Source organism: Microbacterium plantarum (assembly GCF_035231185.1).
Classification (GTDB): Bacteria; Actinomycetota; Actinomycetes; order Actinomycetales; family Microbacteriaceae; genus Microbacterium; species Microbacterium plantarum.
On sequence record NZ_CP141117.1, the window covers coordinates 2,158,676 to 2,184,052 of the forward strand.

A 25,377-nucleotide genomic window follows, 5' to 3' on the forward strand; every position below is an offset into this window, starting at 1 on the left:
GTGCCCGGCTTCTTCACACTGCTCTTTGCCGCGCTCGGCATCCTGCTCGCCGCCCGCGATCCGCGACGACTGCTGCCGGGCGTCCTGCTGACGCTCGCGGCGAGTGCGCTCGTGGCCGAGGTGGCGGTTTTCATCCTCGGCGTCGGCCTCGTCCTGGCGACACTGACCGTTCCCGGGAACAGCGTCGTCTCGCTCGTGCTGATCTTCAGCATCCCCCTGCTCGCAGCGGTGGGACTCGGCGTCGCGCTGCTCGCCAACGGCGTGGTGATGATCCAGCGCGAAGGACGGTCGCTGGCGAACCGCCTCTCGCTCCTGGCCGGAGTCGGCGTCTTGGCCATCCTCGCGCTCGGCATCGTCGCCGTCACGGCGGGATGGTTCGAGCTCGCCGTCATCCTTCTGCTGCTCGCCGCTCCGATCGGCTACGTCGGCATGGGGTTCGTCGCCTACCTCTGCTGGTCGGCGGTGTACGCGCGCCTCGCGCGACGCGCGCCCGCGCCGGCAGCGATCGTCACCCTCGGGTCGGGTCTGCGCCGAGACGGGAGCGTGCCGCCGCTGCTCGCCCAACGCGTGGCGCTCGGGGTCGAGACCCTGCAGCGCTCCCCCGGCGCGATGCTCGTCGTCTCGGGCGGCCAGGGCGCAGACGAACCGCGAAGCGAGGCGGCGGCGATGGCGGAGTACGCCGGCGAGCTCGGCGCGCCCGCGAATCGGCTGCTCGTCGAAAGTGCATCTCGCACCACCGAGGAGAACCTCACACTGACTCGCGCGATCCTCGCAGAACGCGGCATCACCGGCCCGGTGCTCGCCGTGACGAGCGACTATCACGCGTTCCGCGCCGCGACGCTGCTGCGCACCCTCGGCATGCCGGGCCACGCGATCGGCGCGCGCACCGCCCGCTACTACCGGCCGAGCGCGTTGCTGCGCGAGTACCTCGCCCTGCTGCGCGACCACCTCGTGCTCAACGCCGTCGCGCTCGGCATCCTGATGCTGCCGCTCATCGCGTTCGTGGCGATCTCGCTGATCACTCTCTTCGCGGATTGAACGTCATCCTGCCGGCGTAGGCGAGAACCATCGACAGGCTCACGACACGAGCCCTGCCTGGGGCGAGGCTGGAAGCATGATCGAAACCGCACGATTCCTCGTCGTCTCAGACGAGTGGCTGCCTCGCGAGTGGATGCCGGGGGTGACGACGTCGGTCGCCGTGGTATCCGCCGTGGTCGCTGCCGTGGTCGCTGCCGTCGTCGCGATCCTGTTCATCTCGAGCCTGATCTCGATCCTCGCCTCGCCTCGCTACACCGGCGGGGGCAAGCTGCTGTGGATCATCGGGATCTTCGTCTTCCCGATCGCCGGCCCGCTCGTCTGGTGGCTCGGCGGCCGTAACGCTCGCATCCGCACCGATCGCTTGTGACCGCGACGGCGAGGCGCAGCTGATCAGACGATGGCGACGGCGTGACCCGAGACGGTGATGCCGCCCTCCACGGGGATGTCGACGGTCAGCTCCCCCGGCCTGCCGACATGGGCCCCCTGCTCGATGACCACGACCGCGGGAGCGTCGACGGCCCCGAGCGAGCGCAGGTAGGCACCGAACGATGCGGCCGCCGAACCCGTGGCCGGGTCCTCCGTGATTCGACCGACGGGAAAGAGGTTTCGCGCCTGGAAGCGATCGGATGCCGCACGGAAAGCAACGGTGATGGTGGCGGGCCACCCGCGGTCGTCGAGCAGCGCCCGAACCGCGTCGGGATCGAACGAGAAGTCGTCGAAGGTCCTCTGCTCTGCCAGCACGATGACCGGATGCGTGTTGCCCGTGTTCGCGAGCCGCGGCGGCAGCTCGGGGTCGAGGTCGGCCCGCGTGAGGCCGAGCAGACCGAGAATCGCCTCGAGATCGGCGTCGTCGAGGTCGCGGACCGACGGCTCGATGCTGGTGAAGGACGCGCGGATGCCGTCGTCGTCGCGCGAGACCGCGATCGACACGACGCCGACGGGGGTATCGAAACGAACCGCACCGTCGGAGGCGACCTGGCCCCGCGCGGCGAGCGCGACCGCCGTGGCCACCGTCGCATGGCCGCAGAACGGAACCTCGGCGATGGGCGAGAAGTAGCGGACCGAGCGTGCACCGTCGGCGGTCGTGCCGGTGACGAAGGCCGTCTCGGCGTAGTCGACGTCGGCAGCGATGCGCTGCATGGCGCTGGCATCGAGTGCGCCGGCATCCAGGACCACGCCGGCGGGATTCCCACCTTCGGGTCGCGTGCTGAACGCGGTGTATCGCAAGACCTCGGGCGTACTCATCCGTTCAGGCTACGCCCGCGCGTCGGTGGCACGCCGAAGCCGCCGACGACGCGGCGACGCTCACCGCTCGGGCGACGGGGCGAGCCGGTACAGCACCTGCGGACGGCCGCGTTTGCCGTAGCGATGCGAGAGATGGATGACGCCGGTGTCGACCAGGTGCGTCAGGTAGCGGTTCGCGGTAGCGCGAGAGATGCCGCAGGCCGCGGCCACCTCGGCTCCCGTGAGCGCGACGACCGGGTCGAGGGCGGCGACGACCTGCGCGAGCGTCGGCGCAGCGAGGCCCTTCGGCAGGCCGGCGTGGTCACCACCGCCCGTCATCCGTCCCTCCCCCCGGTGCGATCCGGATGCCGCGACCGACGCGGTTCGGATGGTGCCGGTCGACAGCAGCCGGTCGATCTCGCCCTGAGCCAGAAGCGCGTCACGGTCGCCGCTGACGATCCGCTCGCGGTCGGCGGCATAGCGTTCGAGTCGCTCGCTCAGCGCGGCCTGCGTGAAGGGCTTGACGAGGTAGCCGACGACCCGCGCCGCGAGAGCCTGACGCACGGTGGTCTGATCCTGCGACGAGCTGATGACCAGCACGTCGGGTCCGTCGTCGCCGAGCGTGCGCAGCCGGTGGAGCACCTCGATGCCGCTGATGCCGGGCAGCCGCATATCGAGCAGGATCAGGTCGACCCCGGACCGGCTGTGCTCGAGAGCCGCCTCGCCGGTACCCGCGGTGGCGACGATGACGAAGCCGGGGGTGTCGGAGACGAATCCCGCGTGGAGGGCGCGCGCACCGCGGTCGTCATCGACGACGAGGACCCGGATCGGTCCGGTCATCGCGCAGCCTCCAGCTCGAAGGCGAATCGCGCTCCCCCGAGCGCCGATCTCCCGACCTCGACCGAGCCCGATCGGGCCGTGACGATTCGGCGTACGACATCCAGTCCTAAGCCTCGACCGAGGCCCGTCGTGTCGGTCTTCGAGGAGTAACCGGGCGCGAAGATGCGGCGGGCGACGCGCGGCTCGACACCCGGGCCGTCGTCGTCGACCGAGCCCACGATGCGGGACCCCCGGCGGCCCAGCTCGCAGATCACATTCGCCGCGCCCGCCTCCGCCGCGTTGCGGCACAGGTTCGACACCACCGACACGACCCCCTCGTCGATGTCGTCATCGATGTCGAGGTCGAAGCGCACCCGAGCCCCGATCTCGTGCAGCTCGGCACGCACGGTGGGGATCATCGCGGCGAGCACGGGCTGGTCGTCGCGGGCCCCGTCGTCGCCGGTGCCGAGGGGGCGGCGCACGCTCGCGATGTCTTCGATGTATCCGCGAGCCTCGTCGGTGTCGCCGCGCGACAGGAGGCCGTGGATGACGTGCAGCCGTGTGCTGAACTCGTGCGACTGCTCGCGCAGCGCCGTCGCCGTCCGCCGCATCTGCGCGTGCTCCGCGGCGATGACATCCAGCCGGCGGAACCGGCGCTCGACCGCGGCGGTCAGGATCGAGCTCGCGAGCGTCGCGACGACGAGCGCACCGATCGCCCAGGGCAGCAGGGCGCCGACGGCCTCGTCGAGCTCGCCGGCGATCTGGGACTCGAGCACCCCCACAGCCACCATCCCGATGGGTGTTCCGTCCGAACCGCGCACCGGGACCTTCGCGCGCAGCGACGGCCCCGAGGCGCCGACCTCCGTGCCGACGAACGTCTCGCCCGCGAGCACGGAGGCGTTGGCGGTCTCGACCTGCACGCCGCGCTCGGACGCGAGGGGGTGGGTGATCCGGACACCCTCGTCGTCGGTGATGACGACGTAGTAGACGCCGGCCGCCTCGCCCACGAGCTCGGCGATCGGCTGCAGGATCGCGGTCGCCGGCGCGAGATCGGCCGCGTCGGCGAGCACGCTCGGCGACCCCGCGCTCATCGCTCCGGTCACGGCCTCGCGCACCTCCGGAAGGTCGGCGAGGCTCGACGCCACCTCGAGCACGCGTTCGGTCGTCGCCTCTCGGATCGTCCGTTCCTGCGCCGCGAGGGCTGTGGCCACCGTGGCCGACAACGCCGCGAGGGTCACCACCGACGGGAGCACGAGCAGCACGAGGCGCGCGGCAGACGCTCTCACCGTGAACGGCATCCTGTCCACTTCCTCGTGCGATCGGACGCTGTCGGGCCGTGCCCGTGCGCATCTATGAGAACAAATGCCGCCACGCTCGGGGGCGGCTCAGCGAAGTGCCATCCTAATTCGATCTCGCGGAGACGACGATGTCCGCGCGAATGGAGTGATCATGACGCATAGCGCGACAGACGCCGGCGCGCGCCCGGCGCACCGCGGCCGCACGCTCGCGGCCCGCATCATCGGGGGCGCCGTCGCGGCGGCGGCCATCACGACCGCTGCGGTCGGCTCGGTCACCTCGGCCGCCACCGGCCAGGAGATCAACGCCTCGATGACGATCATCGCCCCCGCGGCCGCCGGCGGCGGCTGGGACGGCGTGGCCCGCGAGCTGCAGCAGGCGCAGAAGGCCAACGGCCTCGTCAACAACGTGCAGGTGGTGAACATGCCGGGCGCGGGCGGGACGATCGCGCTCGGCAACGTCTCGGTGCTCGACGGCCAACCGGGCAACATGCTCGTCGGCGGCACCGGGCTGCTTGCGGCGACAATCCAGTTCGACTCAGCCGCCAAGCTCAGCGACGTGACTCCGCTCGCGGTCGTCGTCGAGGAGTACGACGTCATCGTCGTGCCGGCCGACTCGCCGTACGAGACTCTCGACGACCTCGTGAACGCCTGGCGCGAGAACCCGAAGTCGATTCCGTGGACGGGCGGCGGATCGTTCGATCAGCTCGTGGTCACCGACCTGGCCCTCGCCGCAGGCATCGACCCCGTCGACACGACCTACATCTCGTCCGACGGCGGTGGTGAGGCCATCCAGGCGCTCCTCAACGGCACCGCGAAAGCGGCCGCCGGCGGCTACCCCGACAACATCGATCAGATCGAGGCGGGCCGACTGCGGGCGCTCGCGCTCGTCGCGAAGGAACCGATCGACGGCATCGACATCCCCACCGCCGCTGAGCAGGGCTACGACATCTCGCTGTCGAACTGGCGCATGCTCGCGGCGCCCTCGGGGCTCGATGAGGCCGACGTGACCGCTCTGACCGAGCTCGTGCTCGACTCTGTCGCCACCCCGGAGTGGCAGGACGCGATCGAGCGCTACCGCTGGACCGAGCGCATCATCACCGGAGACGAGCTGACCGCGTTCCTCGACGACGAGGAAGAGCGCATCACGAACCTGTACGAGGAGATGGGACTATGACGTTCCCCCCGAACCCGACCGCGACCTCGGCCGTCGTCGGCGATCGCTTGCGGCTCGTCTCGGGCCCCGGCATCGCCGCCCTGCTCAAGGGGCTGACGATGCCGGTGATCATCGCCGCATTCGCCACCTATCTGCTGGTGGGGATCTTCACGATGAAGGTGCCGGCGAACGCCGTGTTCCCCGGTCCCCAGTTCTTCCCCGCGATCATCGCCGGAGGGCTCTACATCTTCGCGGCCGCCCTCGTCGTGTCGGCGGTGAAGGAGATGCGCGAGACGAGGGCGGCACAGCCCGACATCGCAGCGGTCAGCGCCGACGTCATCGGCGGCGACGAAGCGGATGCCGAATCCGACGGCTCCGCTCCCGCCCGGGCCGTCCGGGTGGACGTGCGTTCGCTGCTGTGGGTCGTCCTGTCGTTCCTCGGCTTCGCCTTCCTGCTCGAGGTCCTGGGGTGGATCATCGCGGCAGGTCTCCTCTTCTGGTGCGTCGCGCGCGCCTTCGGCTCGACGAGGCATCTCGGCGGACTCGTCGTCGGGCTCACGGTGAGCTCGATCGCCTACATCGGTTTCGACATGGTGCTCGGGATGCCGCTCCCCTCCGGCAACCTCGGAGGGTTCTGACATGGATGTGCTTCAGCTTCTCGGCGAGGGCTTCGCCGGCGCACTGACCCCCGCCAACCTGCTCTGGGTGCTCGTGGGATGCCTCCTCGGCACGGCCGTCGGCGTTCTTCCCGGCCTCGGCTCCTCGATGGCGGTCGCCCTGCTGCTGCCGATCACGTTCTCGCTCGACCCGACGGCCGCCTTCATCATGTTCGCGGGCGTGTACTTCGGCGGCCTGTTCGGCGACTCGACCATGGGCATCCTCATGAACACGCCCGGCCAGGCCTCGGCGATCGCGTCGACCTTCGAGGGCCACAAGATGGCCTTGAACGGACGCGCGGCACAGGCACTCGCAACGGCAGCCATCGGCGCGTTCATCGGCGGCTTCGTGGCGTCGATCGTCGTGGTCTTCGTCGCTCCAGCCCTCGCGGACTTCTCGAGCAGGTTCGGCCCCGCCGAGTTCTTCGCGCTCGCCGTCTTCGCGTTCGCGGCCACGTCGTCGGTCGTCACCGACAACGTCGTCAAGGGCCTCACCGCTCTGTTCATCGGCCTCGGCATCGCCGTGATCGGCATCGACGGCGTGTCGGGCGCTCCGCGCTTCACGATGGACTCCCCCAACCTGTTCGACGGCATCTCCCTCGTCACGGTGACGGTCGCGATCCTCGCCCTCGGCGAGGTCATCTACGTCGCCTGCCTCGAACGGCATACCTCGAACAAAGCGCTCATCAAGCCGACGGGACGGCCGTGGCTCTCGCGTCGCGAGCTGAAAGAAGCCGCACCCGCCTGGGCACGCGGCACCGCGATCGGTCTGCCGTTCGGCGTCGTGCCCGCCGGCGGTTCGGAGATCCCGACCTTCCTCGCCTACGGCCTGGAGAAGCGACTCGACGCGCGGCGCAAGAACCCGCAGTTCGGCAAGGGCGCCATCCGTGGTCTCGCCGCTCCGGAAGCCGCCGGCAACTCCACGACGGGTATGGCGATGGGTGCGCTGCTCGCGCTCGGGCTGCCGATCTCGGCGACGGCCGCGATCATGCTGGCCGCCTTCCGCCAGTACGGCCTGCAGCCCGGCCCGCTGCTGTTCGACCGGGCGCCCGACCTCGTCTGGTCGCTGCTGGCGAGCTTCTTCATCGCGATGGTCGTGCTGCTCATCCTGAACCTCCCGTTCGCGATGCTGTGGGCGAAGCTGCTGCTGATCCCGCGCCCGTACCTCTACGCGGGGATCACGGTGTTCTGCGGCCTGGGCATCTACGCGACCTCGGGCTCGACGTTCGACCTGCTCATGCTGCTGGGCATCGGACTGCTCGGGTTCCTCATGCGCGCGCTCGACTTCCCGCTCGCGCCGCTGATCATCGGCATGGTGCTGGGGCCGCTGGCCGAGACGAGCCTGCGCGACGCGGCGATGAGCTCCAACGGCGACTTCTCCGTGCTCGTCCAGAGCCCGATCACGATCGTGCTCTACGCGCTCCTCGCGCTCGTGCTGATCGTCTCGGTGCGGGGCCGCGTCGTCGCCCGCAAGCGCGAGAAGCAGCTCGTGAAGAGCTGATCGAACACGGCACGGACGAGGGAAGGGGGATGCCGCAGCACGCGGCATCCGCCCTTCCCCGTCTTCCCGCCGATCAGGCCGAGGCGAGCAGCCGATCCGCCGTGCGCAGTGACAGCGCCATCTGCGTCAGTCCCGGATTCGCCGACAGCGCGCTCGGGAACGTCGAGTTGTCGCAGATCCACATGTTGGGGATGTCGTGAGACCGACCCTCCGGATCGACGACGCCGTCACCGGGATCGCTGCTCATGCGACACGTGCCCATCGTGTGGGCCGTCCGCGCGAGGACGCGCGTCTCGCGTGCGCCCGCAGCGTCAAGGATCCGCGTCATGATTCCCACGGCGTGGTCGTCGATCGCTTTCTCGTTCGGCCCGGGCGAGAAGCTGATCTCCGCGCGCGGGATGCCCCACTCGTCGGTCTCGTCCGAGAGGATCAGCCGGTTGTCGTCGGACGGGAGGCACTCGCCGTTGATCCCGATGCCCGCGGAGAACTGCCAGGCGTCGAGGGCGTCCATGAGGTCCTGTCCCCAGAGCGAACCGCCCCGCACGAGCGATGTCGCGTACGTCAGCGGCATGACACCGAGACTCTGAATGAGGTAGCCGCCCGCGAAATCGACGCCCTCGGGCCGCACGAAGTCCTCCGTGATCGCCGCAGACGGATAGCCGCGGTAGCCCCGGACGCTCTCGTCGAACCGGCCCCACACCTGCACGGCGCCATGGGCGAGGAAGTTCCGCCCCACTTGTCCGCTCGAGTTCGCGATCCCGGTGTTCAGCAGGAGCCGCGGCGTCTCGATGCCCCCGCCCGCGAGAACCAGAGCAGCGCAGCGCTGCCGGTACTCGACGCCCTCGTGCAGGTAGACGACGCCCGTCACGCGGCCCGCGGCATCCTGCTCGATGCGGTGCACCATCGAGTCCGGCCGGATCTTCGCTCCGCGAGCGACCGCGACGGGCAGATAGGTGATGGCTGTCGTCGCCTTGTACCCGAATCGGTCGCCCTGATGGATGCCGCCGACGTCGATGCTCGCTTTACGCAGGCCGTAGTGCGGCTGGTCGCGATCGCTGGTGATGATGGCGGCCGGAGCGTCCGTCGCGGTGATCCCCAGACGCTCGCAGCCCTGCAGCACGAGATCGGCCGGCGCGTTACGGCGGGTCGGACCGTCGAGGTATTCGCGCTGCGGATCCCACGGGTAGGGAGTCGGACCGCTGACGCCGATGACCCGCTCGACCTCGACGATGTACCGGATGAGTTCGTCGTAGTCCACCGGCCAGTCGTGGCCCTGCCCCGTCTCGCTGTGCAACGAGAGGTCGCGGCGGTCCGGGCGCGGGGTGAACGCACCCCAGTGCAGCGTCCCACCGCCGACGCCCCAGCCGCTGTTGTTCGGGCCGAAGGCTGTGGGGGTGTCGCCGCCGCTGAACCGGTCGGACATCCAGTTGATGCGCGTCGCCTCGCGCTCATCGGGGGTGAACTCGTCCATCTCGAGGTTCGGTCCGGCCTCCAGCGCGACGACCCGCAGTCCGCGCTCGGCGAGCCTGCTGAGCAACGGCCCGCCGCCGGCTCCGGTCCCGACGACGACGACATCCACGACCTCGTCGAGGTCGTATCGGCGCATTCCGGAGAGGTTCATGCGGTGCGTCCTTTCGCGGCGCCGAGGCGTCCGAGCTCTTCGGGTTCCCATTCCTCGCGCTCGCCCGCGGCCAGCACGAGGTAGCCGGCGGGCTCCGGCCCGGTTCCGCCGGTCGCGAAGCCGGTGTAGCCGACACGTGCGAGCGACGCCGGGTGCGACAGCCAGACGCGGGCGAGGTCGTTGCGGGCGTCCTCGAACCACAGGCTCAGCTGATCGGGGGTGAGGACCGTGCCGGAGGGGGCTTCGCCATCGATCACCTGACGGATGACGGCATCCTGGGCGGCAGGTCCGCGCATCCAGATGGCGGCCAGTGCATCGAGTCCTGCCCGGTATGCCTCGACATCGGTCGACATGCCGGTGGGACGCCAGCCGTCGCTCTCCCCCGCTTCGATCATGCGGTCGAGGCGGGCAGCGAGATCGATCGTCGCTCCTGCGCCCTGCGGGATGATGCGGCGCGCAACGTCGCGCAGGAGCGCCAGCTGCGCGGGAGTGAGGGCCGTCGGACGGTAGGCCGGATCGTCGACGAGCGCACGTCGGGCGAGGGTGGCGCGCACGGCGGCATCCGTCCGTGACGACGCGATGACCTGCGCCCACGCCTCGGGAACGCGCGGCCCCCACGCGGCGATGTCGGCCGCGAGGTCGCGCACCGACGCCGCGACGTCCTCCGTCACGAGGGTCGCGGGCACCTCGTGCTCGCGGATGCCGTCGGGGATCACCGCCCCCTCGACCACGAGCCCGGCGAGACCGAAGACGCCGAGCGCGCCGTCGAGAATCCGCTCGACGAGATCCTCCGCGAGCCCGTGATCGTCGTGGCCGGCCACGAGGATCCACGGCGTGGTGATCTCGGCAGCGGCGATGGCCTCGATCAGAGCGTCGGCGCCGAGCGCCGGGTCGACCGTGATCTGCCGGAACGCCCCGACGGAATCGTCCGATGCGTCGTCGAGCTGCGGTACGTCCCCGCGAAGCGAGACGACCGCGAAGGGGGTGTCGCTCACGGGGTGACCATGCCCCCGTTGACGTTGAGGGTCTCGCCGGAGACGTAGCTCGACTCGGCAGAGGCGAGGAAGACGAAGGCGGGAGCGATCTCGGCGGGCTGGCCGGCGCGCTGGTAGGTGCTCTCGTCGTCGAAGGCCTGCATCTGGTCGTCCGAGACGCCGTCGCTCACTTGGAGCGCCGACCACGTCGGACCGGGCGCGACGACGTTGACCCGGATGCCGCGGGGCGCGAGCTGCTGTGCAAGCCCCTTCGAGAGATTGTTGATCGCGGCCTTCGTCGCGGCATAGTCGACCCGGTCGGGTGCCGGCTTGTACGCCTCCAGCGAGGCGGTGTTGATGATCGAGGCGCCCGCCGGGAGGTGGGGCAGAGCCGCCTTCGTGATCCAGAAGTTCGCGAAGACGTTCGTGTGGAAGGTCGCGGCGAACTGCTCGTCGGTCAAATCTTCGAGCCGTTCGACCGCGACCTGCTTTCCCGCATTGTTGACCAGGATGTCGATGCCCCCGAGGAAGTCGGCGGCCTCCGCGACGAGCGCACGGCACGCCTCGGCCGTCGAGATGTCAGCGGCGATGGCATGCCCGCGCACGCCGGCGTCGGCGATGAGGCCGAGGATGCGGTCGGCGTCGCGCTGCTCGGCGGGCAGGTGGACGATCACGACGTCGGCCCCCTCCCGGGCGAAGGCGATCGCGGTGGCGCCGCCGATGCCGGAGTCTCCGCCGGTGATCAGGGCCTTGCGACCGAACAGGCGCCCCGAACCGCGGTACGTCTGCTCGCCGAGGTCGGGAACCGGCTGCATGTTGGCCTGGATGCCCGGCTCGGGCTGGTGCTGGACGGGCGGCTCGACCCGGTCGTATCGGGTCACCGGGTTGTCGAAGGTGTACTGATCGCTGTGCTCCACGGGCTCACCGTAGGTCTCGGCCGAAACTCGGCGCGAACGCTTGCCAAAAGTCAAGGGAGGGGCGTAAAGCGGATCACCGGCCGACGCCCTGCGGACCCGCCCGCCGCTGTCAGGACTGCGGCGACCCTGTGACGAGCGCGATCGCCGTGCCGACAGCGTCCGCCGCACCGGCGGCATCCACGCGCGCGAGGGCGAAGGCCGACACGACCAACCCCGTGCACGCGTCCGCCAGGGTCGCGACCTGAGCACCGTCGAGGTCGGAGCGGCGGGCGGCGACACCGCGACCGAAGGCTGAGCGCAATTCGGATCGGTACCCGGCGATCACGTGCGCGACGGCTTCGTCGCGCCCGATGGGCGCCGCTGCCGTGTTCACGAGCAGGCACCCGCTCGACGCCGGAAGCGAAGCGGGCTGCTTGAGGGCGGTTCGCAGGCCGAGGAGGTACTCCTCCAGGGCGCCCGGGGCGACCTCATCGACGGTCAGAGGCGACAGTCGGGGCCGGATGATCTCGTCGAGGTAGCTCTCGACCGCGGCGTCGAAAAGGCCGCGCTTGGAGCCGAATGCGTGATAGATGCTCGATCGGTTCAGGCCGGTGACGCGCTCGAGCTCGGGCAACGGCGCGCCTTCGTAGCCCTGCTCCCAGAAGACGCTCCGCGCCGCGCGAACGACGTCGTCGCGGTCGTAGCTCTGCGTTCGGCCCATGCGCCGCGCCCCCTTTTGTGTATCGGTCAGTTCAGTATATATTGAACCAAGCGATACAGAAACTGCGGTGTCCACCGCCGGAAGGGAACAGCTCATGATCATCGTCGGTCTTGCGCTCGCGGGCCTCGCAGCGCTCATCCACGTTTTCATCTTCTACCTCGAGTCCATCGTCTGGACGAGCGAGCGGGCCCGCAAGACGTTCGGCACCGGAACGGTCGCGCAGGCCGAGACGCAGAAGGCCCTCGCCTTCAACCAGGGCTTCTACAACCTCTTCCTCGCGATCACGGTGTTCATCGGCATCGCATTCGTCATCGCCGGGAACGTCCCGGTCGGCGCGGCCCTCGTCTTCACCGGAGCAGGTTCCATGGTCGCGGCCAGCCTCGTGCTCATCCTCTCCGACCGCTCCAAGGCCTCCGCCGCCCTGAAGCAGGGCGTGATCCCCGCTCTCGGCGTCATCGCACTCGCGCTCGGCCTCGCGATCTGACCCGGCGCCCATCCGCGCCGCCCTCTCGTCCGCGACTCCGACCGAGCCCGCGGCATCCGTCACCGACCCCTCACGAAGGAGAAACATGACCCACGGAACCAGCACACAGATCCGTCTGGCTCGCCGCCCTCAGGGCTGGCCGACGCCCGACGACTTCTCGATCGGGCGCGTCGAGCTGAGCGAGCCCGCTCCGGGCGAGGTGCGCGTGGCGAACGAGTTCGTCTCCGTCGACCCGTACATGCGCGGGCGCATGAACGATGTCCGCAGCTACGTCCCGCCGTACGCCCTCGGCGACGTGATCGCCGGGGGCGCGATCGGCCGCGTCGTGGCGAGCGCCTCGGACGATCTGCCCGTGGGCACGGTCGTGCTGCACCAGCACGGGTGGTCGGATGTCGTCCAGGCCGACGCCTCGACGTTCCGTGCCGTCCCCGAGGTGCCGGGCCTTCCGCTGTCGGTGCGCCTGCACATCCTCGGGATGACGGGCCTGACCGCCTACGTCGGCCTCACCGCCATCGCGCACATGAAGCCGGGCGACACTGTTTTCGTCTCGGGTGCAGCCGGAGCCGTCGGCACCGCCGTCGGTCAGATCGCCAAGCTGCTCGGAGCGGGCCGGGTCATCGGCTCGGCCGGCTCTGCGGAGAAGGTCGCGCTGCTCACCGAGAAGTACGGCTACGACGCAGCCTTCAACTATAAGGACGCGCCCGTCCGCGAGCAGCTCGCCGCGCACGCCCCCGACGGCGTCGACGTGTTCTTCGACAACGTGGGCGGCGACCACCTAGAGGCCGCGCTCGACGTCATGAACACCGGCGGTCGTATGGCGCTCTGCGGCGCGATCACCGGGTACAACACCACCGAGAAGACGCCGGGGCCCGACAACATGGCCAACATGATCACCCGTGGTCTCACCGCGACCGGCTTCACGCTCGCCGCCTACCTGCACCTCGCGCCGGAGTTCACCGAGAAGATGACCGCCTGGTTCGCCGAGGGGAAGATCGCCTACGACGAGACCATCGTCGACGGCATCGAGAACACCGTCGACGCCTTCCTGGCGATGATGCGCGGGGCCAACACCGGCAAGATGCTCGTGCGGACCTCCGCGCGGTAAGCCCTGAGCCGACGGAAAAGGCGGTGACGCTCCGCGCGTCACCGCCTTTCGCGTCGGCTCGGCGACGGGGGAGGTCATCACCCCGGCAGGTGCAGGCTGCCGTCTCGCCAGTCGGCGGAGCGGAGGTCATCGATCCGAGCGTCGACGACGGCGGAACCCAGGTGGTCCCCCACGCCGACGACCCATCCCGCTCCGGCGGCGCGAGCCGAACGCACGCCGGCCTCGGCATCCTCGAACACGACGCATCGCGCGATGTCGACGCCGAGCAGGGCGGCGCCGGCGAGGTAGGGCTCAGGGTCGGGCTTGCCGTGACCGACGTCCTCCGCCGACACGAGCGCGGACGGGACGGGATGCCCCGCGGCCGCGAGTCGCCGGTGCGCCAGCTCGCGCGTGGCCGAGGTCACGACGGCCCACGACCCCGACGGGATACGTGAGGTGAGGGCGACCGAGCCGGCGATCGGCGCCGTCAGTGCGGCGGATGCGACCTCCGCCTCCTCGAGAGCGGCGACGGCCTCGTCGCGCAGCCCTGCCGCCACGAGCGTCGCGACGGTGTCGGCGGCGCGCACCCCGTGCTCGATCTGCGTGCGGAAGTCGAAGCCCGGGGCGTACCGCCTCGCCCAGGCGTCCCATGCGATGGCGGCGGCCTCGAGGGAGTCGACGAGCACGCCGTCGCAGTCGAACAGCACGGCGCGCGGGGTGATGGTGGTCACAGGATGCTCCAGGGAGGACGATGCCCGCCGGGGCGGACCCCGGCGGGCATCGGTTCGGTTCAGCGGGACGTGGCTGCGGGGGCCGGGCTCGCGTCGGCCTCGGCTTCCGCCACCTTGCGCCGGTCGCGACCGCGCAGGGCGAAGGTCGTGCCGTAGAGCGCGACGAGGGCGACGGCGAGCGCGACGATGACGGCGATCTGGCCGCCGGCACCGGAGACTCCGCCGAGGATCAGGCCGAAGACGCCGTAGTCCGAGTCGGAGAAGGTCGAGTTCGAGAACCCGATGTCACCGAGGACCGGCAGCAGGAACAGCGGCAGGAAGGTGATCGCCACACCGTTGGCGAAGGCTCCGAGGACGGCGCCCCGGCGGCCGCCGACGGCGTTGCCGATGACGCCCGAGGCGGCACCCGTCATGAAGTGCGCCACGACGCCGGGGATGATGATCGCTGTGCCGAGCGCGGCCATCCCGAGCATGCCGACGATGCCGCCGACGAAGCTCGCGAGGAACCCGATGAGCACCGCATTCGGGGCGAAGGGGAAGACGATCGGCACGTCGAGCGCGGGCTTGGCGTTCTTCACGAGCTTCTCGGAGATGCCCTTGAAGGCGGGCACGATCTCGGCGAGCACGACGCGCACGCCGGCGAGGATGATGAAGACGCCGGCGGAGAACGTCGCGGCCTGCAGAGCGAGGAAGACGATGAAGTTCTGTCCGTTCGACAGCTCCCCCTCGATGTACGCGGCTCCCGCGAACAGTCCGACGATGATGTAGATCACGGCCATCGAGAGCGCGACGATCACGGTCGTGTCGCGGAGGAAGCCGAGCCCGCTGGGGAATGAGATCTCCTCGGTCGACTTCGAGCGGCCCTTGCCCCGAGTGATCAGGGCGACGAGACCGCTGAGGGCGACGCCGGCGCCGCCGGTGTGCCCGAGGGCGACGTCGTCGCTGCCGGTCACGCGGCGCATGAACGGCTGGACGAGAGCAGGCGAGACCACCATGTAGATGCCCTGCGCGATCGAGCCCCAGAGCACGACAGCCCACGGCTCGAAGCCGGCGACACCGAGGATGACGGCGAACATGGCCGCGATGTAGAACGCGACGTGACCCGACAGGTAGATGTACTTGAAGCGCGTGGTCGCCGCCAGCACGATGTTGACGATCATGCCGAAGAAGAAGATGAGCGCGGCGGCGGAGCCGTAGTCGAGCAGCACCTGCGCGACGATCGCCTCGTTGTTGGGGACGACGCCCTGCACGTTGAACGCGTGCTGGAACATCGCGCCGAACGGATCGAGCGAGCCGACCACGACGCCGGCGCCGGCGGCCAGCACGAGGAAGCCGACCAGGGTGCGGATCGTGCCCTTGAGGACGTCGCTGAACGACTTCCCCTGCACAGCGAGACCGATCAGGGCGATGAGCGCGACGATGACCGCCGGCTGAGTGAAGATGTCGAGCAGGACATCGATGACAGCATCCATCGCGGATGCTCCTTTCGTCGGTGAAAGCGTCGGGTGGAGGGAGGGTCAGGTCAGGAGTGCCGCTTGACGGCCTCGTCGACCTTCGTCCGGAGCTCCGCGAGGTCGATGATGCTGTCGAGAGCGACGACGTCGTCGCCGAGGCCGCTCGCGGCCTCCGCGATGTCGCGGCCGACGAAGATGGTGTCGGCGTCGCCCCGGGCGACCGAGCCGAGGTCGGCGTGATCGACGGTGATGCCGGAGACTCCCAGCTCCTTCAGCACCTTCTCGATGTTCATGTGCACCATGAAGCTGCTGCCGAGGCCGGAGCTGCAGACGGCGAGGAACTTGGTCATTGGGTGACTCCTGTCATGAGGGCCGCGCGGACGTCGGCGGTGGTTCGGGCGGAGAGCAGAACCGCACGGGCGCGGTCGTCGCTGAGCAGTCGGGCGAGCTCCGACATCGTCGAGAGATGCGACTCGGTGTCGGTCGCCGCCAGGCAGAAGAAGAGGGTGATGGGGTGGGCCTCTTCGTCGTTGAGCAGGACGGCGGGGTCTACCCAGAGCGCGGAAAGCCCCGTGCGCACGACACCCTTCTCGGGGCGGGTGTGGGCCAGCGCGATGCCGAACCCGAGATCGATGTAGGTGCCGCCGGCGGCGATCGACTCGATCATCGCGTCGATGTACGACCGCGTGATGGAGCCGTCGCCGAGAAGCGGTCGGCTGACCGTCTCGATGGCCGCGCGCCATCCGTCGAGGTCGGTCGCGAACTGGATGCGGTCGTCGCTGAGCTGTTCGATGAGCATGGGGGTCCTTCCGGTCAGACGCCGGGCCGAGGGCCGTGGAGCGTGAGGGAGATCTCGCTGTTCTCCGGAGCGTGGCGTGCCGTGCCGAAGGCGACCGGCGTGCCGTCGGCGTCGAACACGAGGGAATCGATGGTGAGCAGCCGCAGGCCGGCGCTCACCCCGAGGTTCAGCGCCACGTCCGGCGCTGCCTCGTCGACGCGCACCGTCATGTCGTTGCGGACGAGGCTGACTCCGTACTGCTCCTGCAGGAAGGCGTACAGCGACTGGTCCGAGAAGTCACCGGTGTACACCCCGGGATACCGGGCGTGCGGAACCCACGTGAACACGTGCTGGTGGAGCTGGCCGTTGACGTAGCGCAGACGGACGAGCTCGACCACGCCCTCCCCCTCCTCGAGTTCGAGGAGGCGGGCCACCTGCGCACCGGCGGGCACGAGCTCCTGACGGAGCACGCGGGTCGTGACGACGTTGCCCGCGCTCGTCTGCTGACGGTGGAACCCGGTGACGACGTCGGCGAAGTGCTCCGGGTAGTGATCGCCCGCAACCGGCTCGGTGACGAACGTGCCGCGGCCGTGCTCGCGAGCGAGCCATCCGTCCTGCACGAGCCCGTCGACGGCCTTGCGCAGGGTGATGCGGCTCACCTCGAACTCCTCGCACAGCTCGGGCTCGGACGGCAGCCGGTCGCCGACGGCCATCTCGCGGATGCGTCGCAGGAGTTCGTCGTGGACGGTCCGGTACTTCGCGGTTCCGGCTGCTGTCACCATTGGTCGCCTCCTTGCTGACTCGCGTCATCATGACGTCATGACTAATCCGAGGTCGATCATGCCCGAAACCCGGCTTGCCTGCAAGATTGCGTCGCAGAGTCGTTATGACATCATGATGACTATGGAGAACTTGATCTCGACGCCCGCCGCACCGGCCACCATCCCGGACACCACCGAAGCCACCGAGCACGACGTCGTCGTCGCCGCCCGCCTGCTCGCTGCGGATGCCGTGGAGGCCGCTCGCTCCGGACACCCGGGCACCGCGATCGCCCTCGCGCCGATCGCGACCGCGCTCTTCCAGCGGCACATCGAGCACGACCCCGCCGACCCGCAGTGGCAGGGTCGTGACCGCTTCGTGCTGTCGTGCGGGCACGCGAGCATCCTGCTGTACACGCAGCTCTTCCTCACCGGGTACGACGTCACGATCGATGACCTCCGCGCCTTCCGCACGCTCGGCTCGCGCACTCCCGGCCACCCCGAACTCGGACACACCGCCGGGGTCGAGACGACGACCGGGCCGCTCGGACAGGGCCTCGCCACCGCCGTCGGCATGGCCATGGGGATGCTGCACGAGCGGGCGACCTTCGACCCCGACGCCCCGCGGGGCGCATCGCCCTTCGACCGGCACGTGTGGGTCCTCGCCTCCGATGGCGACCTGCAGGAGGGCATCTCGTACGAAGCCGGGGCCCTCGCGGGCCGTCATGGACTCGACAACCTCACCGTGGTGTACGACGACAACGACATCCAGATCGAGGGCGACACGCGTCTGACGTCGTCGGAGGACGTGGGCGCCCGCTTCCGCGCCCAGGGGTGGCACGTCGAACGGATCGAGCTGGCCGCAAGCGGCGACGTCGACGTCGACGAGCTCGACCGCGTCCTGGGCGCACCGAACCCCATCGGCAAGCCGCGCCTGGTCATCCTGAAGTCGCAGATCGCGTACCCCTCGCCCGGAGCCCTCAACACCGCGGCATCCCACGGCGCTCCGCTGGGGGCCGCCGAGATCGAACTGCTGCGCGACGCGCTCGGCACGCAGGCTGCGCCCTTCGACGTGAGCGAGGCGGTCCTGCGCCGTTCGCGCGTCGCTCGAGCGCGCGGTGCGCGTCTGCACGCGCAATGGGACGAGGCGTTCGCACGGTGGCAGGCATCGGATGTCGCTCGAGCCGACGCGCACGCCACGTTCCGGGCACGCCGTCTGCCCGATGATCTCGGCGCGCGACTCCCCCGCTTCGACCCCGGCACGGAGATGTCGACGCGCGACGCCTCCGGTGCCGCCATCCAGGCCCTCGCGCAGGCGCTGCCCGCGATGTGGGGCGGATCGGCCGATCTCGCCGAGCCCAACCGCACCGAGATCCACGCGGGCGGATCGTTCCTGCCCGAGGAGACGGGCCTGGGAACGCGAGCGGGCCGCAACATCCACTGGGGCGTCCGCGAGCACGCGATGGGTGCCGCGATGAACGGCATCGCCCTCGCCGGCGGTTGGCGCGTCTTCGCCGGCACATTCCTGGTGTTCAGCGACTACCAGCGCCCCGCGATCCGCTTGTCGGCGCTCATGGGACTTCCGGTGACGTACCTGTGGTCACACGATTCGGTCGCGCTGGGTCAGGACGGTCCCACCCACCAGCCGATCGAGCACCTGGCGAGCCTGCGCGCGATGCCCGGTTTCTCCGTCGTCCGCCCAGCCGACGCGAACGAGACCGTGGCGGCATGGCATGCGATCGTCGAGGCGGACTCCCCCGCCGGGCTCGTGCTGGGCCGGCAGGGCGTGCCGGTGCTCGACATCCCGATCGATGACGTGCACGCCGGGGTCCGCCGCGGCGGCTACGTCGTGCGCGACGCCGCGGATGCGGACGCCGTCATCATCGCGACCGGGAGCGAGGTCGCCCTCGCTCTCTCGGCCGCCGAGACGGCCGCAGCATCCGGGCTCGCGGTCCGGGTCGTGTCGATGCCGAGCCGTGAGTGGTTCCTGAGTCAGGACGCGGCGTACCGCGACGCGGTCCTGCCGCCGTCGCTCCACGCGCGAGTCGCGGTCGAGGCGGCGTCGCCGTTCGGCTGGCACGAGATCGTGGGCTCGACGGGCGCCGTGGTCGGCATCGACGAGTTCGGCCTCTCCGCTCCCGCGGCAGACGCTCTGCGCGAGCGCGGCATGACGGAGGAGCGCGTTCTCGAGGCCCTCCGCTCCGTCACCGCACGGAGCTGATCGACCTCATCCCTCGACCCGACGAAGAAGGCGGTGACGCTTCGCGCGTCACCGCCTTTCGCGTCGGTTCGGCGACCGTCAGCGCCCCGGCGTCGCGGCGGGGGCCGGGCGGCGGACGAAGAACGTCAGCACCACCGCCGCCGAGGCGATGCATGCGCCGGTGACGAACGCCGTGTGGACGCCCGTGGCGGTCGCGGAGATCGCATCGACGCCGTCAGCGACAGCCGATGCGGCACCGACCGACATCAGGGTCACGAACAGAGCGGTTCCGGCTGCGCCGGCGACCTGCTGCAGTGTGCTCACCGTCGCACTGCCGTGGGAGTACAGCCGCACCGGCAGCGAGCCCAGCGCTGAGGTGAGCAGCGGCGTGAACACACACCCCAGGCCGAGGTTGAGGCCCATGTGAACAGCGATGATCCAGGCGATCGGGGTTCCGACTCCGAACGTCGTCATGCCCCAGAGTGCGGATGCCGCGACGATCATGCCCGGGATGACCAGCGGGGTCGGGCCGAACCGGTCGAACAGCGCGCCGACCACGGGAGCGATGAGCCCCATGAGCACGCCGCCGGGCAGCAGCATCAGGCCCACGGTCAGGGTGTCGAGACCGAGCACCTGCTGCAGGTAGAGCGGCAGCAGGATGAGCGATCCGAACAGCGCCGACATCACGACCACGACCAGCACGACGGCGAGGCTGAACGACCGCGACTGGAAGGTCCGCAGGTCGAGCAAGGCCGCATCGGTGCGCTGCAGCTTCAGCTGACGCACGACGAAGGCGGCGAGTGACAGGGCACCCACGACGAGGGGTATCCACACCGGGACCGGTGCGTGGCCGGTCGCCGACTCCCCGATCGAGCTCAACCCGAAGATCAGCCCGCCGAAGCCGAGAGCGGAGAGCACGACGGATCCGACATCGAAGCGCGCCTCGCGTGTCTCGGTGACGTTCTGCACCCAGATCGCGCCGAGGCCGAGCGCAAGCAGCGCGATCGGGAGGACGAGCCAGAACATCCAGCGCCAGTCGAGCACCGACAGGATCAGACCCGAGACGGTCGGTCCGATCGCCGGGGCGACAGCGATGACGATGCTGATGACGCCCATCATCCGCCCACGACGAGCGGGTTCGACCACATTCAGGACGGTGGTCATGAGCAGCGGCATCATGATGGCGGTGCCGGAGGCCTGCACGACGCGACCGGTGAGCAGCATCCCGAAGCCCGGCGCGAGCGCCGCGATCAGCGTGCCCGCGGCGAACAGCGACATCGCGGTGAAGAAGACGCCGCGAATCGGGAAGCGTGCGAGCACGTACCCCGTCAGCGGGATGACGACGGCCATCGTCAGAAGGAATCCGGTGGTGAGCCACTGCGCGGTCGCGGCGGTGATCTCCAGGTCGACCATGAGCCGCGGAAGCGCGACACCCATGATCGTCTCGTTGAGGATGACCACGAACGCCGAGGCGACGAGCAGTGCGATGACGGGGCCGGTGCGCACGGATGTCGCGCGGGAGGCAGAAGATGTCGGAATGGCTGAGGTATCGGGATGCTGCTGCTCAAGTGTCACTGACTGATTATATGGCAGTCTCTGCCACGTTGGCGCTGTGCGACACTTATGCCATGCACCGCGACGGCGAGAACGATGCCCCGATCATCGAGGAGCATCCCGCGGGTCTGCGCGAACGCCGACGCCAGGAGACCCAGCGCGAGCTGTCGGATGCCGCGCTCGACCTTTTCGAGCAGCACGGCGTGCATGGCACGACGGTGGACGACATCGCACGCCGCGCCGGCACGTCGCAGCGCACCTTCTTCCGCTACTTCGCGACGAAGGAGGCAGCGGTGTTCGCCAGCGCCGACGACTCGGCGCGCGTCGTGGGCGACGCCATCGACGCCGTGCGCGCGGGAGCGTCCGTCGTCGAAGGGATCGAACGCAGCTGGCTGAAGCTCCTCGACCGCTTCGACGCGCATCCCGACGAGCACATCCGCGCGCTGCGCATCCGCCGTCTCGTCGGCTCGGAGCCGTCGCTGCTGGCCGTCGCGCTGCGCAATGAGGCCGAAGAGGTCGAGCAGCTCACCGACGCCGCCGTCGATGCGGCGGGCGCCGACGCCGATGTGCTCGCGGCTCGCGCGGCCGTCTCGACGATGGCCCTCGTCCTCCGGCTCACGATCGACGAGTGGGTCCGGCGTGCCGAGCTCAACGAGCGCGCGAGCGTCCGCCAGATCTACCTCGAGATGCGCCGAGGCGTCGCGACGGTCGCTCGCGACCTCGAGGCCGATCCCCCGCACCACGGCTGACCGAGGTCCCACTTCGGCCGGAAAAACCGGCGGGAAACCCGGCCCACGTGGGACCTCGCAGGGTGGAGTCGGAGCTCAGGCGCGTACGCGCTGAGGCGACGCCGGGCCGCGGGTGCGTCGTCGCGGCGAGCGCGCATTGCGGCGCGCAGACGCCGGCCGGGCCGCTTCGGCAACGGCTGCAGCAGCCGCGTCGGGCGAGGCGTGGGTGCCGAGGTCGGCGCCGTGGCCGCTCTCGGCGTCGAAGGTCGCCGGTGCTGAACCGGTGGTCACGAATCCGGCGTACTGGCCGTCGAGGGTCGCGACGAAGAAGTCGGCGTCCGCCTGTCGCCAGACGAGCGCGGGCGCGGAAGAAGAAAGAGTTGAAAGCACGATGTCCTGAGAATGAGCGCGCACAGCATGATGCGCGGAAGAAGAAGGGAGCTGGATGAACCAGTGATCGCGTCGGACGATCTGCTCGACAGTGAGCCAGGCGAACGACACACGAGCCCCGAAGGGACGTTTCAACGCTAGCACGCCCCCGATGAGCGGGGGCCGGACGGGGTCAACCGCTCCACCGCCCGGCCAGCTCGCGGAGCCTGACGATCGCCGCGGCGACGAAGTCGGGGTGCGCCCGGTACCACTCGGTGTGAGCTTCGGCGACGAGTGCCGGATCGACCTCGACCCCGTCGACGATCCACGAGCGACGCGGTGCATCGGGCAGCCCCCAGGCATCGACCACCCAGTCCTCGAGCGGGGCCCGCACGGCGTTCAGCAGGGGCCTCCCCGGGTCGGTCGGGCCGCCGGGCAGGCCGAGCGCCGACAGCACGCGCTCCGCCAGGGGCATCCAGACGCCGTTGCCCGGATGGTTGATCGTGCGCATGACCTCGGCGGAGGTAGGCCGCAGCAGGTCTGACGCAGCGACGTCGATCGCCTCCTCCCGGCGACGCAGCTCGGCGAGGGAGTCGCCCTCAACCTGGTGCACGGCCCGGCGGTCGAGCAGCGGAAGCGCAGGGAGCCCGGCCGCCGCGGCGAGGGTGCGGATGTCGTGGTACGCCACGATCGGCGGCACCTCTTCGATCCCGTCCACGTGCAGCGCCGCCTGGAACGGATGCAGGCCCGCGTAGCGGACGACCGGGAAGGTCACAAGGCGGGCGGACGGCGCGAGGGATGCCGCCAGCTGGCGGGTTCCGAGGCGTAGACCGTGGTAGTCGTCACGAACAGGCTGAGCGACGAGGAAGGAAGCCCGGGGAAGCAGCTCGTGCAGGCGCTCGACGTCGGCGGCATCCATCTCGTGGACGGGAGGCACGCGAACCGTCGGACGGTCGGGGGCGTCGAGGACGATACGCATCGATTCGGCCTGGCAGTTGCCGACGACGAGCCCGAAGCCCTCCGGTGGCTCGACACCCCGGAACGGGGAAGGGGCGTGGTGCATCCCTCCACTGTGACCATCCGCGTCGACGGGCGCCGGTGTTTGCGGTCAGCCCGCCCGATGCGCTACCGCCGAGCGCGCCCGGTGACGACGCACGCCGTCGCGATTGGCGCAGCGAACCGAGCAGAAGCGCTGCCGACCGTTACGGGTCACGTCGACCACGACGTTGCGGCACGGGTCGCCGGGAACACGGCCCGCGGCGCACCGCGACAGGCGCTCCATCCCCCGCGTCGTCACGTGCAGGGCTGTTCCGACCGCGATGACCGCGCGGAGAACCTGCGGCAGACGCTGGTCGTCGTCGCGGTAGTGGAGGTGCCACTCGCCGTCGTGGTCGGTCAGCCGGGGGTACGCCGTCGCTGCGGCCATGAGCCGGTTGAGCAGCGTGGCGCGCTGCGATGCCGACTTGGCATCGACGACCTCGAGCCACGAGTCGATGACCGCATGGGTCGCATCGAGGTCGGACGGGGCCGCCGGGGCGTAGATCGCGGTCATCCCGAACTCGTATGTGCGCGCGACGATCCCATCTCGATCGCTCGGCCAGTCGTTGGCCAGCGAGGCGGCGAGCAGGACCGCGTACTCGCCGTAAGGGTTGAGCTGCATAACGGCATTACATCACGATCGAATCATGTCACCCTCCTCCCCCGCATCGTCCGCCGCACCGCTTCACACGCGCATTCACGAGCACGGCTGGACGACCGAGTCCGCGCACCCGACGTCGGAGGGAATCGTCCGTTACGTCCGATGCGCGGGATGCGGCATACGACGGGTCGACCTGCAACCGACACCATCCCTCCCGCCGGTCGCGGAGACCGCGGAAATCGATCAGCCGATTTCACCCGGATGAGTGAGACGCCACCACTCGGAGGGAGGCTCGATCTCGCCGTCGAGCACGACGGGCACGGTGACCGACTCCGGGCCGGCCGACCAGGTGATCTCGCCGAGTACCTCGCCGTCGGTCCAGAGGCGGGGCTCGCGCACGTCTCCATCGACGACGATGGGCGTGTCGGACCACGTGCGCAACGAGGCCCCCTCCCCCAGCACGACCCGGGCCGAGCTGCCCCACGCGGTCGTGTACGTGCCGATCTGCTGACGGGGCTGCGCGACAGAGGTGACGTGGAACCCGTCGGAGACACGTTGCAGGATGCCGAGCACACTGGCGCCCACGCCGCGTTGCGATGAGCCGCCGAGCGCCACCCCCACGACGCTCAGCGGCTCGGGAAGACCGACGTCGACAGTCGCCGTGTAGAGCAGACTCGCACCGCTTTCCTCGAGCGTGCCGGTCTTGAGTCCCGTGATCCCGCTCTGTCCGAGCAACCGGTTGGTGTTCGCCATGGCCCCCGGCCCCGGCAGGGTCAGAGACGGCGTCGCGGCGATCGCCGCCACCGTCGGATCTGCCGCGGCGATGCGACCGAGTGCGATCAGGTCGCTCGGGGAGCTGGTGTTCCGGGGATCCAGGCCAGACGGCTCGACGATGCTCGTCCGCTCCAGGCCGTTCGCCGTGAGCCACCGATCGGCAGCTGCGCGGAAGCCCGACACCGAGCCGAACGCCCACACGGCGATCGCCTCGGCGTAGTTGCTCGCCGACGGGATGAGCATGGTCGAAAGGGCGTCGCGCAGCGAGAGCGAGCTGCCGATCGGCATCGGAGCGATCGTCGCGTCACGGACGAAGTACGCGTCGTAGAGCGCGTGATCGTCGCGGTCGAAGGTGAGCGTCGGCCCCCGGTCGCCGTCGGTGATCGGGTAGGCGTCGAGGACCACGAGCGCTGTGACGAGTTTGGTGATGCTGGCGATCGGGCGAGGATCGTCACCGCCCTGGACCATCCAGACCCCCGCTGCCTCCGGGCCGAGATACGGCTCGGCGCCCGCGACCGAGAGGGCGGCTGCGCCATCAGCGGTAAGACCGAGGTCGACGGCAGCCGGCGGGGCGGGCGCTCGGGGAATCGAGACCTCGCCCGCAGCCGGCTTGAGCGGGGCCGTCAACGCCCAGGCGGCGTATCCCCCGGGCGCACCGAGCACGATCGCGGCCGTGACGGCTGCGGCGATCCAGCCGGTGCGGCGCCGACGGCGGCGCGATGCCGACGCTTCTTCCGGGGACGCCGCGGGCACCCCAGCGGCTGCCGAGAAGAACTCGCCGAATTCGCCGAGGTCGTCGCTTTCCGAGTCGCGTCGCGTCATCGCGGTTCCCTCCGTCTGTATCGCCCATCTTCACTCAAACGTCATCCTCATGGATGATTCGCGACTCTCAGCGACCCCATAGTGTTGAGGCGATCTTGAAA

The 25,377-nt window shown here is 70.0% G+C and carries 26 protein-coding genes; 9 read left to right on the top strand and 17 right to left on the bottom strand.

The features are described from left to right. Positions 1-1,038: a YdcF family protein gene (locus tag VC184_RS10450; RefSeq protein ID WP_323986081.1), complete on the top strand. Its 1,038-nt coding sequence runs from the start codon at positions 1-3 to the stop codon at positions 1,036-1,038. A gap of 76 nt (positions 1,039-1,114) precedes the next feature. Beyond that, on the top strand, positions 1,115-1,405 hold the full coding sequence (locus VC184_RS10455) for a PLDc N-terminal domain-containing protein (RefSeq protein ID WP_323986083.1): 291 nt from the start codon (positions 1,115-1,117) through the stop codon (positions 1,403-1,405). Positions 1,406-1,428: 23 nt separating this feature from the next. On the opposite strand, the gene VC184_RS10460 is transcribed toward VC184_RS10455, so the two are convergent. From VC184_RS10460 to VC184_RS10470, 3 genes are read right to left on the bottom strand one after another with little or no spacing between them, the layout of a single operon-like run. Then, complete coding sequence (locus VC184_RS10460; protein ID WP_323986084.1) at positions 1,429-2,283, bottom strand: PhzF family phenazine biosynthesis protein; 855 nt, start codon at positions 2,281-2,283, stop codon at positions 1,429-1,431. Between the two features lie 60 nt (positions 2,284-2,343). Beyond that, positions 2,344-3,102 carry a response regulator gene (locus VC184_RS10465; RefSeq protein WP_323986086.1) on the bottom strand — a complete coding sequence of 253 codons (759 nt, stop codon included), beginning with the start codon at positions 3,100-3,102 and terminating at the stop codon, positions 2,344-2,346. Further along, entirely contained in the window at positions 3,099-4,367 is a 1,269-nt protein-coding gene (locus tag VC184_RS10470; protein ID WP_274178700.1) for a sensor histidine kinase, read from the bottom strand. Before VC184_RS10470 ends, VC184_RS10465 begins: the two co-directional genes overlap by 4 nt. 163 nt (positions 4,368-4,530) lie before the next feature. Between VC184_RS10470 and VC184_RS10475 the strand changes: the two genes are divergently transcribed. From VC184_RS10475 to VC184_RS10485, 3 genes are read left to right on the top strand one after another with little or no spacing between them, the layout of a single operon-like run. Then, on the top strand, positions 4,531-5,553 hold the full coding sequence (locus tag VC184_RS10475; RefSeq protein ID WP_274178701.1) for a tripartite tricarboxylate transporter substrate binding protein: 1,023 nt from the start codon (positions 4,531-4,533) through the stop codon (positions 5,551-5,553). Then, positions 5,550-6,170: a tripartite tricarboxylate transporter TctB family protein gene (locus tag VC184_RS10480; protein ID WP_323986087.1), complete on the top strand. Its 621-nt coding sequence runs from the start codon at positions 5,550-5,552 to the stop codon at positions 6,168-6,170. Before VC184_RS10475 ends, VC184_RS10480 begins: the two co-directional genes overlap by 4 nt. Before the next feature lies 1 nt (position 6,171). Continuing rightward, positions 6,172-7,689 carry a tripartite tricarboxylate transporter permease gene (locus tag VC184_RS10485; protein ID WP_274178703.1) on the top strand — a complete coding sequence of 506 codons (1,518 nt, stop codon included), beginning with the start codon at positions 6,172-6,174 and terminating at the stop codon, positions 7,687-7,689. A gap of 73 nt (positions 7,690-7,762) precedes the next feature. Here VC184_RS10485 and VC184_RS10490 read toward each other — a convergent pair whose 3' ends face one another. The 4 genes from VC184_RS10490 to VC184_RS10505 form a co-directional block, all read right to left on the bottom strand. Then, on the bottom strand, positions 7,763-9,310 hold the full coding sequence (locus VC184_RS10490) for a GMC family oxidoreductase (RefSeq protein ID WP_323986089.1): 1,548 nt from the start codon (positions 9,308-9,310) through the stop codon (positions 7,763-7,765). Further along, positions 9,307-10,305 carry a gluconate 2-dehydrogenase subunit 3 family protein gene (locus VC184_RS10495; RefSeq protein ID WP_274178705.1) on the bottom strand — a complete coding sequence of 333 codons (999 nt, stop codon included), beginning with the start codon at positions 10,303-10,305 and terminating at the stop codon, positions 9,307-9,309. The genes VC184_RS10490 and VC184_RS10495 overlap by 4 nt, the downstream gene beginning before the upstream one ends. Further along, positions 10,302-11,201 carry an SDR family oxidoreductase gene (locus tag VC184_RS10500; RefSeq protein ID WP_274178706.1) on the bottom strand — a complete coding sequence of 300 codons (900 nt, stop codon included), beginning with the start codon at positions 11,199-11,201 and terminating at the stop codon, positions 10,302-10,304. Before VC184_RS10500 ends, VC184_RS10495 begins: the two co-directional genes overlap by 4 nt. A gap of 109 nt (positions 11,202-11,310) precedes the next feature. Then, positions 11,311-11,901, bottom strand: coding sequence for a TetR/AcrR family transcriptional regulator (locus VC184_RS10505; protein WP_274178707.1), 591 nt, complete (start codon positions 11,899-11,901; stop codon positions 11,311-11,313). 94 nt (positions 11,902-11,995) lie between these two features. On the opposite strand from VC184_RS10505, the gene VC184_RS10510 reads away from it, so the two are divergent. Together VC184_RS10510 and VC184_RS10515 are read left to right on the top strand one after the other, a co-directional pair. Next, positions 11,996-12,385, top strand: coding sequence for a DUF1304 domain-containing protein (locus VC184_RS10510; protein WP_323987759.1), 390 nt, complete (start codon positions 11,996-11,998; stop codon positions 12,383-12,385). A gap of 85 nt (positions 12,386-12,470) precedes the next feature. Beyond that, positions 12,471-13,490, top strand: coding sequence for an NADP-dependent oxidoreductase (locus VC184_RS10515; protein ID WP_274178708.1), 1,020 nt, complete (start codon positions 12,471-12,473; stop codon positions 13,488-13,490). 77 nt (positions 13,491-13,567) lie between these two features. Here VC184_RS10515 and VC184_RS10520 read toward each other — a convergent pair whose 3' ends face one another. The 5 genes from VC184_RS10520 to VC184_RS10540 are packed head-to-tail and all read right to left on the bottom strand — an operon-like array spanning position 13,568 to position 17,214. After that, positions 13,568-14,200 carry an HAD-IA family hydrolase gene (locus VC184_RS10520; protein ID WP_274178709.1) on the bottom strand — a complete coding sequence of 211 codons (633 nt, stop codon included), beginning with the start codon at positions 14,198-14,200 and terminating at the stop codon, positions 13,568-13,570. Between the two features lie 59 nt (positions 14,201-14,259). Beyond that, positions 14,260-15,672 carry a PTS ascorbate transporter subunit IIC gene (locus VC184_RS10525; protein ID WP_282501252.1) on the bottom strand — a complete coding sequence of 471 codons (1,413 nt, stop codon included), beginning with the start codon at positions 15,670-15,672 and terminating at the stop codon, positions 14,260-14,262. A gap of 50 nt (positions 15,673-15,722) precedes the next feature. Further along, complete coding sequence (locus VC184_RS10530) at positions 15,723-16,004, bottom strand: PTS sugar transporter subunit IIB (RefSeq protein ID WP_023954969.1); 282 nt, start codon at positions 16,002-16,004, stop codon at positions 15,723-15,725. Then, positions 16,001-16,453 carry a PTS sugar transporter subunit IIA gene (locus VC184_RS10535; RefSeq protein ID WP_323986091.1) on the bottom strand — a complete coding sequence of 151 codons (453 nt, stop codon included), beginning with the start codon at positions 16,451-16,453 and terminating at the stop codon, positions 16,001-16,003. Before VC184_RS10535 ends, VC184_RS10530 begins: the two co-directional genes overlap by 4 nt. 14 nt (positions 16,454-16,467) lie before the next feature. Further along, complete coding sequence (locus tag VC184_RS10540) at positions 16,468-17,214, bottom strand: GntR family transcriptional regulator (protein ID WP_112617172.1); 747 nt, start codon at positions 17,212-17,214, stop codon at positions 16,468-16,470. 121 nt (positions 17,215-17,335) lie between these two features. Here VC184_RS10540 and tkt point away from each other — a divergent pair, with 121 nt between their 5' ends. Continuing rightward, complete coding sequence (gene tkt, locus VC184_RS10545; protein WP_323986093.1) at positions 17,336-19,411, top strand: transketolase; 2,076 nt, start codon at positions 17,336-17,338, stop codon at positions 19,409-19,411. A gap of 78 nt (positions 19,412-19,489) precedes the next feature. On the opposite strand, the gene VC184_RS10550 is transcribed toward tkt, so the two are convergent. Continuing rightward, positions 19,490-20,965, bottom strand: coding sequence for a DHA2 family efflux MFS transporter permease subunit (locus VC184_RS10550; protein WP_407667099.1), 1,476 nt, complete (start codon positions 20,963-20,965; stop codon positions 19,490-19,492). 53 nt (positions 20,966-21,018) lie between these two features. On the opposite strand from VC184_RS10550, the gene VC184_RS10555 reads away from it, so the two are divergent. Next, a complete protein-coding gene (locus tag VC184_RS10555) occupies positions 21,019-21,693 on the top strand; it encodes a TetR family transcriptional regulator (RefSeq protein WP_112617175.1) in 675 nt (224 codons plus the stop codon). Positions 21,694-21,768: 75 nt separating this feature from the next. Here the strand turns inward: VC184_RS10555 and VC184_RS10560 are convergent, their stop codons facing one another. The 4 genes from VC184_RS10560 to VC184_RS10575 form a co-directional block, all read right to left on the bottom strand. Next, a complete protein-coding gene (locus VC184_RS10560) occupies positions 21,769-22,062 on the bottom strand; it encodes a hypothetical protein (RefSeq protein ID WP_269267639.1) in 294 nt (97 codons plus the stop codon). A gap of 172 nt (positions 22,063-22,234) precedes the next feature. Further along, positions 22,235-23,104, bottom strand: coding sequence for a WcbI family polysaccharide biosynthesis putative acetyltransferase (locus tag VC184_RS10565; protein WP_323986095.1), 870 nt, complete (start codon positions 23,102-23,104; stop codon positions 22,235-22,237). A gap of 45 nt (positions 23,105-23,149) precedes the next feature. Further along, positions 23,150-23,701 (bottom strand): CGNR zinc finger domain-containing protein, encoded by a 552-nt coding sequence (locus tag VC184_RS10570; protein ID WP_274178716.1) that lies wholly within the window; start codon positions 23,699-23,701, stop codon positions 23,150-23,152. Positions 23,702-23,923: 222 nt separating this feature from the next. Further along, positions 23,924-25,276 carry a D-alanyl-D-alanine carboxypeptidase family protein gene (locus VC184_RS10575; RefSeq protein ID WP_323986097.1) on the bottom strand — a complete coding sequence of 451 codons (1,353 nt, stop codon included), beginning with the start codon at positions 25,274-25,276 and terminating at the stop codon, positions 23,924-23,926. Between the last annotated feature and the right edge of the window lie 101 nt (positions 25,277-25,377).